Raw genomic sequence first — 13,591 nt, forward strand, 5'->3', positions numbered from 1 at the left:
TATAAGCCATTTTTGCGGTAATTTACGTGCTGTTTATCGTGGTTTGTGGCATCTAGCCAAAAACGCTTCCGGCTGTTTTCAGCTTTTGCCGGAATGCCCGAAAGATTTGGAGTTCAAATGGCACGCCGTTATTTCGGAACCGATGGTATCCGCGGACAATCGAACGTATTCCCCATGACGCCTGATCTGGCGATGCGTGTGGGCATTGCCGTTGGAACGATCTTCCGCCGTGGCCATCATCGTCATCGCGTTGTCATTGGCAAGGATACGCGGCTTTCCGGCTATATGCTGGAGAACGCACTGGTTGCCGGTTTCACCGCCGCCGGCCTTGATGTCTTCCTGCTCGGCCCCATCCCGACGCCCGCCGTTGCCATGCTGACCCGGTCGCTGCGCGCCGATATCGGCGTGATGATCTCGGCTTCGCACAATCCCTTCTCCGATAACGGCATCAAGCTTTTCGGACCTGACGGATACAAGCTCTCCGACGAGCTGGAGCTGGAGATCGAGGACCTTCTCGACAAGGATATCTACGCCCAGCTCGCCAAGCCGAGCGAGATCGGCCGCGCCAAGCGCGTGGATGGTGACATCTATCGTTATATCGAATTCGTCAAACGCACCCTGCCGCGCGATGTGACGCTGAGCGGGCTTCGGATCGCGATCGACTGCGCCAATGGTGCTGCCTACAAGGTCGCACCCGCTGCGCTCTGGGAACTCGGTGCGGAAGTCGTCACGATCGGCAATGAGCCGAACGGCATCAACATCAATCTCGAATGTGGCTCCACCCATCCGGAAGCTCTGCAGAAGAAGGTGCATGAAGTACGGGCTGATATCGGCATTGCTCTCGACGGCGATGCGGACCGTGTCATCATCGTCGATGAGCGCGGCGAGATCGTCGATGGTGACCAGCTGATGGCTGTCATCGCTGATAGCTGGGCTGCCGACAACACGCTGCGCGGCGGCGGCATCGTCGCGACTGTCATGTCCAATCTCGGGCTGGAACGCTTCCTCGGCGACAAGGGCCTCACTCTTGCCCGCACCAAGGTGGGCGACCGTTATGTCGTCGAGCACATGCGCAACCACAATTTCAACGTCGGCGGTGAACAGTCCGGCCATATCGTGCTGTCGGACTATGGCACGACGGGCGATGGCCTCGTCGCGGCATTGCAGGTTCTCGCCAAGGTCAAGCGCTCCGGCCTCACGGTCAGCGAAGTCTGCCGCAAGTTTGAGCCGGTGCCGCAGCTTTTGAAGAACGTGCGTATCTCCGGCGGCAAGCCGCTGGAAAATCCTGTTGTGCAGCAGGCGATTGCGGATGCGGAAAGCGCATTGGCCAATAATGGCCGCCTCGTCATCCGCCCCTCCGGCACCGAGCCGCTGATCCGCGTCATGGCGGAAGGTGATGACAGCGCGCAGGTGGAGCAGATCGTCAATGATCTCGTCGGCGTCATTGCCAATGCTCGCTCGGCCGCGTGAGCCGAGGCGTCAGTAATGTCCTAACAAAGCCGGCTGCTCAGCCGGCTTTTTCTTTGCGTATTTGCTAATAAATATAGTGAATGATCGTGGTTAATCGGGACTTAACCATTTTACGTCAATCTCCATGACTGAACAGTTCACTGGCATCTGCTGCCGAAAACGCACGTGCCTCTTCTGGAGTGGAAGTCATGAAAAACGCCCTGGCCGGATTTCTGGCCGTCCTGCTGACCGGTACCAGCGCTATCGCTGCCGATCTTTATCAAGCCGAACCCGCGCCGGCCTATGTCGAAGCCCCCGAGGTTGCGATCACCCAGGCGAGCGGCTGGTATCTGCGCGGCGATGTCGGTTATTCCTTCAACAAGCTGCGCGGCGCCCATTATTATCAGGGTGGCCCGGGTGGCTATCTCGCGGATTTCGAAACCGCGAAGATCAAGGACAGCTACATCATCGGCGCCGGCGTCGGTTATCAGTTCAACAACTATTTCCGTAGCGACTTAACCTTCGACTACATGGGCAAGTCGGATTTCCGTGGCTCTACTCGTGGCTATTGCGGCAACGGTGCTGACTGCGTCTCGACGGACCTGAGTGCGCTGAGGGCCTACACGCTGATGGCAAATGCCTATGTCGATCTTGGCACTTATGGCCGCGTCACGCCTTACGTGGGTGGCGGTATCGGCGCATCCTATGTGAAATGGGATAAGCTGCGTAACACGTCCTGTGCAACGGACGGATCCGGCTACTGCGACCCGACCACCGAACATGGCGGCAAGGGCAAGTGGCGCTTTGCCTACGCTCTGATGGCCGGTGCGTCCATTGACGTCACCTGTAACCTGAAGGCCGATATCGGCTACCGTTTCCGCCACATCAACAAGGGCGATATGTTCGCTTATGAGAATGGCGGCGGTCCGGGCCGTGACAAGGGCCTCTATTCGCATGAAGTGCGCGTCGGCGGCCGTTATGTCTTCAATGGCTGCGACACTGCGCAATACATGCCGCCCGCTGATATTCCGCTGCAGCCTGCCGTTTATAAATAAACGTCACGCACCGCTGGTACTTTCAGACCGTCCGCATCCTCCGGGTGCGGGCGGTTTTGTTTTACCGGCATCGGACACCGCGCATGACGCATATGGACCAAAATTCTTCTGCGCAGCGACATATTCCGCTTGACTGGGATCGGCGACAGGAATAGCAACGGCGTCAGGACACCTCTCCCTAACGAGAGGCGCCTATCTGAAAGGGTAGTTAAATGACAGATATAGTGAAGCCGGACGTGCGTCCGGGCAATACGCATTTTTCCTCTGGTCCCTGCTCGAAGCGTCCCGGTTGGTCGCTAGATGCTCTCTCCGATGCACCGCTCGGTCGCTCGCATCGCGCCAAGGTTGGCAAAGCCAAGCTGAAGCAGGCCATTGATCTCACCCGTGAAATTCTTGATGTTCCTGCCGATTATCGCATCGGCATCGTTCCCGCATCCGACACCGGCGCTGTTGAAATGGCGCTCTGGTCGCTGCTGGGCGAACGCGGCGTTGACATGCTCGCTTGGGAAAGCTTCGGCGCTGGCTGGGTTACCGACGTCATCAAGCAGCTTAAGCTGAAGGACGTGCGCAAGTTCGAGGCCGATTACGGTCTGCTGCCGAATCTCGCCGAAGTCGATTTCGACCGTGACGTCGTCTTCACCTGGAACGGCACCACCTCTGGCGTTCGCGTTCCCAATGCCGACTTCATCCCTGCCGACCGTAAGGGCCTGACCATCTGCGACGCCACCTCGGCGGCCTTCGCGCAGGACATGGACTTTACGAAACTCGACGTCGTCACCTTCTCCTGGCAGAAGGTTCTGGGCGGCGAGGGCGGCCATGGCGTCATCATTCTTTCGCCCCGCGCCGTCGAGCGCCTCCTTAGCTACGCGCCGGCATGGCCGCTGCCGAAAATCTTCCGCATGGTCTCCGGCGGTAAGCTGATCGAAGGCATCTTCACCGGCGAAACCATCAACACGCCGTCCATGCTCTGCGTGGAAGATTACATCGACGCGCTGCTGTGGGCGAAGAACCTCGGTGGCCTTAAGGCGCTGATCGGCCGTGCCGATGCCAATGCCAAGGTCATCTACGACTTCATCGAGAAGAATAACTGGATCGCCAACCTGGCCGTCAAGCCGGAAACCCGCTCCAACACCTCCGTCTGCCTGAAGATCGTTGATCCCGAGGTGCAGGCGCTGGATGCGGCCGCACAGGCCGATTTCGCCAAGGGCGTCGTTGCCCTGCTCGAAAAGGAAAATGTCGCCCTCGATATCGGCGCTTACCGTGACGCACCGTCCGGTCTGCGCATCTGGGCCGGTGCGACCATCGAGACGGCCGATATGGAAGCCGTCATGCCCTGGCTCGCCTGGGCTTACCAGACGCAGAAGGCAGCACTTTCCAAGGCTGCCGCCTGATTTTGATACCGGCCCTGCGCTGATGCAGGGCCGCACATTCCCCGCTTTCAAAACTGCACCGCTTTTCAAGGAGCCCGTGAACCATGGCACCTCGCGTACTCGTATCCGACGAACTGTCGGAAACCGCCGTCCAGATTTTCCGTGATCGTGGCGTCGAAGTCGATTTCCAGCCGAAGCTCGGCAAGGACAAGGACAAACTTGCCGAAATCATCGGCAATTACGATGGTCTCGCCATTCGTTCCGCCACCAAGGCGACCGAAAAGCTGATCGAGGCGGCAACCAACCTCAAGGTCATCGGCCGCGCCGGCATCGGCGTCGACAATGTCGATATTCCGGCCGCCTCGCGCCGCGGTATCATCGTCATGAACACACCGTTCGGCAACTCCATCACGACTGCGGAACATGCCATCGCGCTGATGTTTGCCGTTGCGCGCCAGCTTCCGGCCGCCGACAGCTCTACGCAGGCCGGCAAGTGGGAAAAGTCGAAATTCATGGGTGTCGAAATCACCGGCAAGACGCTCGGCGTCATCGGCGCCGGCAATATCGGCTCCATCGTCTGCTCGCGTGCGCTTGGTCTCAAGATGCATGTTCTGGCCTATGACCCCTTCCTGTCGCCGGAGCGTGCGCAGGAAATGGGCGTGACCAAGGTTGAACTGGACGAACTTCTGGCCCAGGCAGATTTCATCACCCTGCATGTGCCGATGACCGACAAGACGCGCGGCATCCTCAATGCCGAAAACCTTGCCAAGACCAAGAAGGGCGTGCGTATCGTCAACTGCGCCCGTGGCGGTCTGGTGGATGAAGCGGCTCTTGCCGAAGCCATCAAGTCCGGCCATGTCGCCGGCGCCGGTTTTGACGTTTTCGAAGTCGAGCCCGCCACCGAAAGCCCGCTTTTCGGCCTGCCCAACGTCGTCTGCACGCCGCATCTCGGCGCATCAACCACGGAAGCGCAGGAAAACGTCGCCCTTCAGGTTGCCGAGCAGATGTCGGATTATCTGGTCAAGGGTGCGGTTTCTAACGCCATCAACATGCCGTCGATCACGGCCGAGGAAGCGCCGCGCCTGAAGCCCTTCATTCGTCTTGCGGATGTTCTCGGTTCCTTCGTCGGTCAGGTGCAGGAAAGCGCCACCAAGGAAATCGAAATCCTTTATGACGGCGCAACCGCCAACATGAACACCAAGGCATTGACCAGTGCATTGCTGGCCGGCCTGATCCGCAGCCAGGTGGCTGACGTGAACATGGTTTCCGCACCCGTCATGATCAAGGAAAAGGGTATCATCCTCTCCGAAGTCAAGCGCGATAAGACCGGCGTTTACGACGGTTACATCAAGCTGACGGTCAAGACCGAAAACCAGATACGCTCGGTTGCCGGCACGGTGTTCTCGGATGGCAAGCCGCGCTTCATTCAGATCAAGAACATCAACATGGATGCGGATGTCGGATCGCACATGATCTACATCACCAACACCGACGTTCCCGGCATGATCGGCTTCATGGGCACGACGCTCGGCGAAGCTGGCGTTAACATCGCCAACTTCCAGCTCGGCCGTGAAAAGGAAGGCGGCGACGCCATCGCGCTGCTCTATGTTGACGGCCCGGTTTCCGAAGAGGTGCTGGACAAGCTGCGCGCCAACCCGGCCATCCGCCAGGTCAAGCCGCTGACGTTTAACGTCGACTGATCTATCGTTCCTCCCAAGGGGACAATAAGGACCGGTGCAGGGGCAACCCTGCGCCGGTTTTTGTTTCTCCAGTTGCCCATTTTATGGCAATCCGCGCCGGTCTCGCGCCCCGGTTGCATATCACAAAAAATTTAAGCCGAGTGGTCTAAAAATGATGATCATGAGTTGCTATATCGCCTGCTGAGATGCCGCTCATGGGAGGGCGGCCAACAGGAGATAACGATGTTTGCTGCCTTTCGGCGCTTCAAGGGTTTGTTCGCAGTCGCCGCGCTTGGTATCGCGGTGTCTTTCGTAGCTGTTGATATGGCAGAAGCACGCCGCGCCAGCGGTGGTTTCGGCAGCCGCGGCACGCGCACCTATTCGGCTCCGCCTTCGACCAGCACGGCGCCCGGCCAGACCGCGCCGATCAACCGCAGCATGACGCCCAATACTAATCAGGCAGCACCGAGCGCTGCTCAGCCGGCCCGTCCCGGTGCGCAGGCGCCGCAGCAAAATCGCGGCCTGTTCGGCGGCATGATGGGTGGTTTGATGGGCGGCCTGTTGATGGGCGGCCTGTTCGGCATGCTTCTCGGCGGTGGCTTTGGTGGCATGGCCGGTTTCTTCGGCATGCTGCTGCAGGTGGCGCTGATCGGCCTCCTCGTTATGCTCGCCATGCGTTTCTTCGCATCGCGCCGTCAGGGTCAGCCCGCTTATGGCTCGGCCGGCGGTTCGCAGCGCACGGATCATTCAAGTTCCTCCTATAATGGCGGTTCGCAGGCGGGTCCTTCCGCATCCTCGTTCAAGATTCCGAAGATTGGTGCTCTGGCCGGTGCTGCGGGTGGTGCTGCGGCTGCTACTGCGGCAACGGCAAAGCCCGTGCCCCACGCCAATGCCATCTCGGAAGGCGATGAAATCGGTATCACGCAGGGTGACCTCGAAACCTTCCAGAAAATGCTGGAAGATGTGCAGGCTGCCTATGCGGCCGAGGATTACGGCACGCTGCGCAAGCTGACGACGCCGGAAGCCATGTCCTATCTCGCGGAAGAACTGAGCGACAACGCGACCAGCGGTGTGAAAAACGACGTGCGCGACGTGACGCTGCTGCAGGGCGATGTCGCCGAAGCCTGGCACGAAGAAGGGCAGGATTACGCAACGGTTGCGATGCGTTACTCCGCCATCGACGTGATGCGTGACCGCACGTCCGGCAAGGTAGTCGAAGGCGATGAACAGCATCCGTCCGAAGCGGTCGAGATGTGGACCTTCGTCCGTCGCCCCGGCAACGATAACTGGCAGGTCGCCGCCATTCAGGCCGCTGCCTGAGGCAACAGCCCGAGTTTTATCGAACGAAATGGCCCGGAGGTTCACGAACCTCCGGGCTTTTGTTTATCAGGACGCAAAGACGTCGACCGTCCTGAAATTTCGTCCCGGATACTCCTTGCCCTGGGCAGACGCGGCAGGGCAAAAAACCGATTGATAAATCTAACGGGTGATATCTCCGCCGATCATTGGCTGCAATTTCCGCTTCACCCTGCTATGCAGGGCTTTGAGCCCTGTTTGTCGTGGCATGTCGCCGGTGCATGGCTCGACCGCTTCACGGAATTGCCTTTTTTCATTCATCCGGCATTCAGTCCCTGCATCCTAACCAGAAAGCATACACGTCAATGTGACTTTTCGCGCCGGTTCTAAACCGCTTTGGAAAGGGAACCACAGCCGCAAAACAGCGTTGACAATCCAATTCCCGGCCCGCCTCCCGCAAGCCGGGCTGGGTGGCCGGGCAATGCACGGCCCGCGAGAACGGAGAGCTATCGAGATGAAACGCTTCGACCTGATCGACGGGATGCGTGGTTACTTCCTCGTCTTCATGCTGATCAACCATCTGGTGTTTGCCGGCGGCTTCTGGCTGGTGGAAATCAATCACCGGCAGTTTGCCTTTGTCGAGGACGCGCAGGGCTTCGTCTTCCTGTCCGGCCTGCTGATCGGCATGGTCTATGCGCGCAAGATGATGAAATATGGCTATGACGCCGGCAAACAGATGATCTGGAACCGGGCGATGGAGCTTTATCGTTATGCGATGGGTCTCGTCATCGCCGTGCTGTTCTTCCGCATGGTCATCCCGCATGCGCCCTATATCTGGTACAACTGGCTGGGTATGACGACGTTCGACGATCCGCTGCGTCTGGCGGCGATTGCGACATTCCTCTTCCAGCCGACCTTCATGGATATTCTGCCGCAATATATCGTCTACATGCTGTTTGCGCCGGTCCTTGTTAAGCTCTGCCTTGACGGCAAGTGGGCGTATGTCATGGCCGGTTCCCTGCTGGTCTGGATGGCGGGCCAGCTTGGTCTTCAGCAGATCGTGACGACGCCGCTCAACGAACTCGTCAAGGGTGCGGACGAGCAGGGTATCCGCGTCAGCTTCAACCTGCTCGGCTGGCAGTTGGTTTTCTATTCGGGGCTGGTGATGGGCGCGATGACGGCGCAGAACCGCATTCCGTGGAAGGCGATCTTCTCACCGCAGCACACATGGCTTCCAAAGGCAGCGCTTGTCATCTGCCTGTTCTTCATGCCGCTGCGCATCGCCACCGCCTGGGGCCTGATGCCGGAATTCATGATGGGCAAGTTCTCCACCATGGAAATCCGCGCCGATTTCGGCCCGGTTTACCTCATCAACTTCCTGGCGGTTGGCGTTGGCCTGACCTGGCTGGTGATTGCCGGTCCGCACCACCACCGTCCGCTTGTGCGCTCCATTGCTGAGGGCGTCATCTGGGTGCTGTCGTTGAAGTTCCTGCAACTGCTCGGTCGCCATTCGCTGCAGGTCTATGTCTGGCATGTGGCGATCGTCTACGGCGTCTATTATCTCGACGGCCGCACGGCGGAACTGTCGCAGCTGAACAAGACGCTGATCGCTTTCACGGCCATCGGATTGCTGGCCTTGCCGGCCCTGTGGCGGGAGCGCGACAAGTGGTTCGGCAGCAGCGGCCAGAAGACGGCCGGCGCTTAACAGCCTGTCGCGGACCGAATCTGATTGCTTTGCGGGGCGGTTTTCCGCCCCGTACTTGCGTGCGCGGCCATTCCTTTCTATATGCAGCCCTTAAATCCGCAGGATGGCGAGACAGGACGGCCCGATTGATGGCCATGGTTTCTCGCGGCGGATGACCGACAGGCGGCGGGGCCTTTACCCCCGTTATGACTGACGATGGGAAAAAACGTGAATACGCTCGATTTTGACAAGAGGCCGGAAGATACCCGGATCGTTGTCGCCATGTCCGGTGGCGTCGATTCTTCCGTGGTGGCCGGTATCCTCAAGCGCGAGGGCTATGATGTCCTCGGCATTACCCTCCAGCTTTACGACCACGGTGCCGCCGTGCACCGCGCCGGCTCCTGTTGCGCCGGGCAGGATATCGACGATGCGCGCAGGGTCTGCGAAACGCTCGGCATTCCCCACTACGTGCTGGATTACGAAGCGCGGTTCCGCGAAACCGTCATCAACCCCTTTGCCGAAGCCTATGCGATGGGCGAGACGCCGATCCCCTGCGTGGCCTGCAACCAGACGGTAAAATTCGCCGATCTGCTCGCCACGGCGCAGGAACTGGGTGCGGATGCGCTGGCAACCGGCCATTATATCCGCTCGCGCCCCAATCCCGTTGCCGGACAGCCGGGCCGTCGCGCGCTCTATCGCCCTATCGACAGCGACCGTGACCAGAGCTGGTTCCTGTTTGCGACGACGCAGGAGCAGATCGACTATCTGCGCTTCCCGCTCGGCGGCCTCTCCAAGGCCGAAACGCGGGCGCTGGCGGAAGATATGGGGCTTGTCGTCGCCAAGAAGGCCGACAGCCAGGACATCTGTTTCGTGCCGCAGGGCAAATACACCGATATCATCAACAAGCTGAAGCCGAATGCGGCATTGGCGGGCGATATCGTCCATCTGGACGGGCGCGTGCTCGGCCGCCATGACGGCATCGTGCATTATACCATCGGCCAACGCCGGGGCATCGGCGTCGCGACCGGAGAGCCGCTCTACGTCGTGCATCTCGATGCGCGGGGCCGCCGGGTCATCGTTGGCCCGCGCGAAGCGCTGGAAACCCGCCGGGTCTATCTGCGCGACATGAACTGGCTGGGCGATGGCGAGCTGGTAAATGATGCAGGGCAGGGCTTTGCCTGTTTCGCCAAGGTGCGCTCCACCCGTCCGCCAACCGAAGCGATGCTGCATGCAGACGAAAACGGCATCTATGTGGATCTGATGACCGGTGAGGCCGGCGTCGCTCCTGGCCAGGCCTGCGTGCTTTATTCCGCACCGGGGGCCGATGCCCGCGTTTACGGCGGCGGTTTCATCGAACGGTCGGAACGCTCAGTGGATGCCGAGGCATCGCTCAAGGCGCTTCTGGAAAAGCCGGTTGCCGCCTGAAACCATTCGCTTTTCGCAGCAATGCGGAAAGCGAATTTTTTGCGCATCTTGCGCTTGACACTTTGGGGAGCGGCACCTTATAAGCCGCTCATCCTGATGGAACGGTCGGTCACATGACTGTCACGTTTCCACTGTGGCGGGGTAGCTCAGGTGGTTAGAGCAGCGGAATCATAATCCGCGTGTCGGGGGTTCAAGTCCCTCTCCCGCTACCACTTTCCTTCATATGAAAAATCCAAACCGCGTCGTTCTGCGCCCGTGTTTCGTTGCTTTTCCGAGCGGGAAAAACGATGGATCATTTGGTGTTTGCCGGTAAGTTTCGCCCAAAAAAAGGGAAACCCGCTTACTGCAAAAATGCAGCCAGCGGGTCTCAACCTCTACCCCCTCCCACAAGGGCGGCTGCACAAAAGCACATTGAATGAATTATGGCAAGATCAAGGCGACCATATTGTTGCGGTGGAGGGCCCTGTTCTCCAGTTTATTGGTGGATGGCAAAGCGTGACCAGTTCCGTGCGCCGTTGGTAAGGGGAGCGATAGGACACCAGGTTTTCGGTGCAGCCCATTTTTTCAACGGCCCGCGGTTGGTAATGTGTCTTGTGCGGTGAAACCTGTTCGCGGCCATAAACGATCATGTCTGCGGCAAGCGAGGTGTTTGGTATCGACAGGACGGCGAATGCGGCAGTCAAAAGAATTCTTCTCGAATATGCGGACATGGCTCTTCCCCTGTTTATCAACGCAGGAGAACGTCCGGCGCTATGAGCCGTTCCAGGGTTGATGCTGATATTTTCGCGCGTGGCGGCGGCGGCAAAAAAAGATGCCCGCTCAAGGCGGGCAATCAGAGGGGAACTGAGGTTAGGAGCCTCGCGTCTGAAACGGACATCTTCAGCATAAGTTCCGCTTGCAGGATAATTTCCGCAGCGTCGTGCCGACGGGACAGCTGCGAAGGCAAGGTATTCCAGGCCGCATCGCCTGGAACGATTCGGTGTGCGGAAACAATGGTGCTTTCCTGAGGATTCAATCTTTAGGGAAATTTGGAGCGGGCGAAGGGATTTGAACCCTCGACCCCAACCTTGGCAAGGTTGTGCTCTACCCCTGAGCTACACCCGCTCAAATCCACCGGTCCGGGGTAGTACGCTGAACCGTGGGCCGCCAAGCGGCGACGGGCGCTATATCGCTCAATCGATTCTGGAATGCAACAGGGAAATGACAAAAACGCGAAAATTTCTTTGAGAAATGCGACAAGCGGCGGAAATGATTGAGAATTTTTCATTTCACTGTTTTTTCCTGCGTTGCCAAGCGTCAGTTGCCCCCTTAATCAGGAAACAAGGAAAACGGAATCGACAGAGGCAGGCGGCAGGATATGGCGGAAAATTCCCAGAAGACGGCAAAGGAACTGTTCGAGTTTCTCGACGGGCTTGGCATTTCCCACACCACGAAGCAGCATGAGCCGGTGTTCACCGTCGCCGAATCCCAGTCGCTGCGCGACCTCATTCCCGGCGGTCATACAAAGAACCTCTTTGTAAAGGACAAGAAGGATCAGTATTTCGTGCTGACCGTTGAGGAAAACGCGGCCGTGGACCTGAAAAGCGTTCACAAGACCATCGGTGCGGCGAGCCGCGTGTCCTTCGGCCGGCCGGAAAAAATGCTGGAATATCTGGGTGTCGTGCCGGGTTCGGTCACGGTGTTCGGCGCCATCAACGACACGGACAGGCAGGTCACCTTCGTGCTCGACAGCGATCTCCTGGAAAACGAGTTGGTGAACGGCCATCCGCTTTCCAACGACCAGACGACAACGATCGCGTCCAAAGATCTCATTCGCTTTCTCGAGGCAACGGGACATGCGCCGCTTGTCTTGAAAGTCAGCGAGTGAGATACGATCTTTGCTTCAAATAAGACAGATGACAGAAGTTTACGGGAGACCGGCATGAGCGGCGACAATAATCCTTACGGCGGTTCCTATAGCGGGCAGATGACCGCAAGCGCGCATCACAATGGCGAGCTTAACGGTGCGGCCTCCGGCCACATCAAGGACACGACGACGGCCGGTTTCTCCAAGGATGTTCTTGAAGAATCCCGTCGCCAGCCGGTTCTGGTGGACTTCTGGGCGCCCTGGTGCGGCCCGTGCAAGCAGCTGACGCCGGTGCTTGAGAAGGTCATCAACGAGGCGAATGGCCGTGTGAAGCTCGTGAAGCTGAACATTGACGATCATCCGTCCATTCCCGGCCAGCTCGGCATCCAGTCGATTCCGGCAATCGTCGCCTTTGCCGACGGCCGGCCCGTGGATGGCTTCATGGGTGCCGTTCCGGAAAGCCAGATCAAGCAGTTCATCGAAAAGATTGCCGGACCTGACGCGGGCGATCCCAAGGCTGAGATCGAGGCCGTTCTGACCGACGCGAAGCAGCTTCTGGCAGATGGCGATTTTAACGGCGCAGCGCAGCTTTTCGGCGCCGTCATGCAGGCCGATCCGGAAAATCCCGCAGCGATTGCCGGTATCGCCGAATGCATGATCGCGGCCGGTCAATATGAGCGGGCCAGCGAGCTGCTCTCGTCCCTGCCTCAGGAACTCAATGACGATGCGGGCATTCAACTCGTTTCGAAAAAGATCGCGCAATATGAGGAAGCCCGCAAGATCGGCGACCCCGTGGCGCTGGAGCGCGAGCTGGCACTTGATCCCGATCAACACGAGGTGCGGGTGAAGCTTGCCAAGGTGCTGAACGCGCAGGGCCGACGCGACGAGGCGGCGGATCATCTGCTCTATATCATGCGCAAGGACCGGACCTTCGACGATGACGGCGCGCGCCGCCAGCTTCTGGAGTTTTTCGAGGCCTGGGGCTTCAAGGATCCGGCAACCGTTGCCGGCCGCCGGAAGCTTTCGGCGATACTGTTTTCGTAATGCGGGCATATCCCGGCCAGGGCGGTTGAACCGCCGGCCGGGCAGCAGTGAACAGGGGGCTTGATCCCATGCACGTCGGAAATGCGAGATATGTAAAGAACGACGACCTGCCGGAAACCGTGCCGGTCTTTCCACTTCCCGGTGCCCTGCTGCTGCCGGAAGGCCATCTTCCGCTCAATATTTTCGAGCCGCGATATCTTGCCATGATCGACACGGCACTGGCGGGCCACCGGCTCATCGGCATGGTGCAGCCGGCCCTTCATGTCATTGAGTCCGGCCTTGAGGGCGGACCTCTGAGCGCAGTCGGATGCCTCGGCCGCATCACCTCCTTTTCCGAAACAGGTGATGGCCGTTACATCATCTCGCTCACCGGTGTGTGCCGTTTCCGCCTGCTGGAAGAGGTTGGGGTGGGCGAGCCCTATCGCAGCTTCCGGCATGCGCCTTTCATCGCCGATCTCTCGGGCGAATACGACGAGGAGGCCGTGGATCGTGAAAACCTGCTGCGGGTATTCCGCTCGTTTCTGGATGCCAACCAGCTGGAAGCCGACTGGGAAAGCGTTGAAAGGGCCGGCAACCGTGTTCTCGTCAATTCGCTTTCCATGATGTCTCCATTTGGACCCGCCGAAAAACAGGCGCTGCTGGAAGCGCCTGATCTGAAGACGCGAGCCGAAACATTGATCGCCATCACCGAGATCGTTCTTGCGCAAGGATCGGGTGAGGGCGGCAACGTGCTGCAATAGGAT

At 59.0% G+C, this 13,591-nt stretch carries 10 protein-coding genes and 2 tRNA genes; 11 read left to right on the top strand and 1 reads right to left on the bottom strand.

All coding sequences use genetic code 11. The annotated features are described in order from the left end of the window. Positions 1 to 117 precede the first annotated feature (117 nt). The 8 genes from glmM to ASB65_RS04730 all read left to right on the top strand — a co-directional run bounded on the left by glmM (position 118) and on the right by ASB65_RS04730 (position 10,170). Positions 118 to 1,470 carry a phosphoglucosamine mutase gene (gene glmM / locus ASB65_RS04695; protein ID WP_003506251.1) on the top strand — a complete coding sequence of 451 codons (1,353 nt, stop codon included), beginning with the start codon at positions 118 to 120 and terminating at the stop codon, positions 1,468 to 1,470. 188 nt (positions 1,471 to 1,658) lie between these two features. Then, entirely contained in the window at positions 1,659 to 2,504 is an 846-nt protein-coding gene (locus ASB65_RS04700) for an outer membrane protein (RefSeq protein ID WP_020810728.1), read from the top strand. A 212-nt stretch (positions 2,505 to 2,716) separates the two neighbouring features. Further along, a complete protein-coding gene (locus ASB65_RS04705; RefSeq protein ID WP_060723156.1) occupies positions 2,717 to 3,895 on the top strand; it encodes a phosphoserine transaminase in 1,179 nt (392 codons plus the stop codon). Between the two features lie 83 nt (positions 3,896 to 3,978). Then, the gene (gene serA, locus ASB65_RS04710) at positions 3,979 to 5,574 is read left to right on the top strand and encodes a phosphoglycerate dehydrogenase (RefSeq protein ID WP_003506257.1); all 1,596 of its coding nucleotides are present in this window, start codon (positions 3,979 to 3,981) and stop codon (positions 5,572 to 5,574) included. 222 nt (positions 5,575 to 5,796) lie between these two features. Next, positions 5,797 to 6,873, top strand: coding sequence for a Tim44 domain-containing protein (locus ASB65_RS28020; protein WP_003506258.1), 1,077 nt, complete (start codon positions 5,797 to 5,799; stop codon positions 6,871 to 6,873). 490 nt (positions 6,874 to 7,363) lie between these two features. Further along, entirely contained in the window at positions 7,364 to 8,554 is a 1,191-nt protein-coding gene (locus ASB65_RS04720) for an OpgC family protein (RefSeq protein ID WP_060723157.1), read from the top strand. A gap of 207 nt (positions 8,555 to 8,761) precedes the next feature. Then, positions 8,762 to 9,958 (top strand): tRNA 2-thiouridine(34) synthase MnmA, encoded by a 1,197-nt coding sequence (gene mnmA / locus ASB65_RS04725; protein WP_060723158.1) that lies wholly within the window; start codon positions 8,762 to 8,764, stop codon positions 9,956 to 9,958. A gap of 135 nt (positions 9,959 to 10,093) precedes the next feature. Further along, positions 10,094 to 10,170, top strand: a tRNA-Met gene (locus ASB65_RS04730). Between the two features lie 817 nt (positions 10,171 to 10,987). Here ASB65_RS04730 and ASB65_RS04735 read toward each other — a convergent pair. Further along, positions 10,988 to 11,062 (bottom strand) — tRNA-Gly (locus tag ASB65_RS04735). Positions 11,063 to 11,315: 253 nt separating this feature from the next. Here ASB65_RS04735 and ASB65_RS04740 point away from each other — a divergent pair. The 3 genes from ASB65_RS04740 to ASB65_RS04750 all read left to right on the top strand — a co-directional run bounded on the left by ASB65_RS04740 (position 11,316) and on the right by ASB65_RS04750 (position 13,588). Beyond that, complete coding sequence (locus ASB65_RS04740; RefSeq protein ID WP_003506262.1) at positions 11,316 to 11,825, top strand: prolyl-tRNA synthetase associated domain-containing protein; 510 nt, start codon at positions 11,316 to 11,318, stop codon at positions 11,823 to 11,825. 54 nt (positions 11,826 to 11,879) lie between these two features. Then, complete coding sequence (gene trxA / locus ASB65_RS04745; RefSeq protein WP_003506265.1) at positions 11,880 to 12,848, top strand: thioredoxin; 969 nt, start codon at positions 11,880 to 11,882, stop codon at positions 12,846 to 12,848. Between the two features lie 68 nt (positions 12,849 to 12,916). Then, the gene (locus ASB65_RS04750; RefSeq protein ID WP_003506267.1) at positions 12,917 to 13,588 is read left to right on the top strand and encodes an LON peptidase substrate-binding domain-containing protein; all 672 of its coding nucleotides are present in this window, start codon (positions 12,917 to 12,919) and stop codon (positions 13,586 to 13,588) included. The last annotated feature ends 3 nt before the right edge of the window (positions 13,589 to 13,591 follow it).

Origin of the sequence: Agrobacterium tumefaciens str. B6 (assembly GCF_001541315.1) — a bacterium.
Classification (GTDB): domain Bacteria; phylum Pseudomonadota; class Alphaproteobacteria; order Rhizobiales; family Rhizobiaceae; genus Agrobacterium; species Agrobacterium radiobacter.

Excerpts from the sequence above, each read along its gene's own strand:
- ASB65_RS28020 (WP_003506258.1), top strand. The coding sequence starts at position 5,797 with ATGTTTGCTGCCTTTCGGCGCTTCAAGGGTTTGTTCGCAGTCGCCGCG.
- ASB65_RS04705 (WP_060723156.1), top strand. The coding sequence starts at position 2,717 with ATGACAGATATAGTGAAGCCGGACGTGCGTCCGGGCAATACGCATTTT.
- ASB65_RS04700 (WP_020810728.1), top strand. The coding sequence starts at position 1,659 with ATGAAAAACGCCCTGGCCGGATTTCTGGCCGTCCTGCTGACCGGTACC.
- serA (WP_003506257.1), top strand. The coding sequence starts at position 3,979 with ATGGCACCTCGCGTACTCGTATCCGACGAACTGTCGGAAACCGCCGTC.
- ASB65_RS04720 (WP_060723157.1), top strand. The coding sequence starts at position 7,364 with ATGAAACGCTTCGACCTGATCGACGGGATGCGTGGTTACTTCCTCGTC.
- ASB65_RS04740 (WP_003506262.1), top strand. The coding sequence starts at position 11,316 with ATGGCGGAAAATTCCCAGAAGACGGCAAAGGAACTGTTCGAGTTTCTC.
- glmM (WP_003506251.1), top strand. The coding sequence starts at position 118 with ATGGCACGCCGTTATTTCGGAACCGATGGTATCCGCGGACAATCGAAC.
- ASB65_RS04750 (WP_003506267.1), top strand. The coding sequence starts at position 12,917 with ATGCACGTCGGAAATGCGAGATATGTAAAGAACGACGACCTGCCGGAA.
- trxA (WP_003506265.1), top strand. The coding sequence starts at position 11,880 with ATGAGCGGCGACAATAATCCTTACGGCGGTTCCTATAGCGGGCAGATG.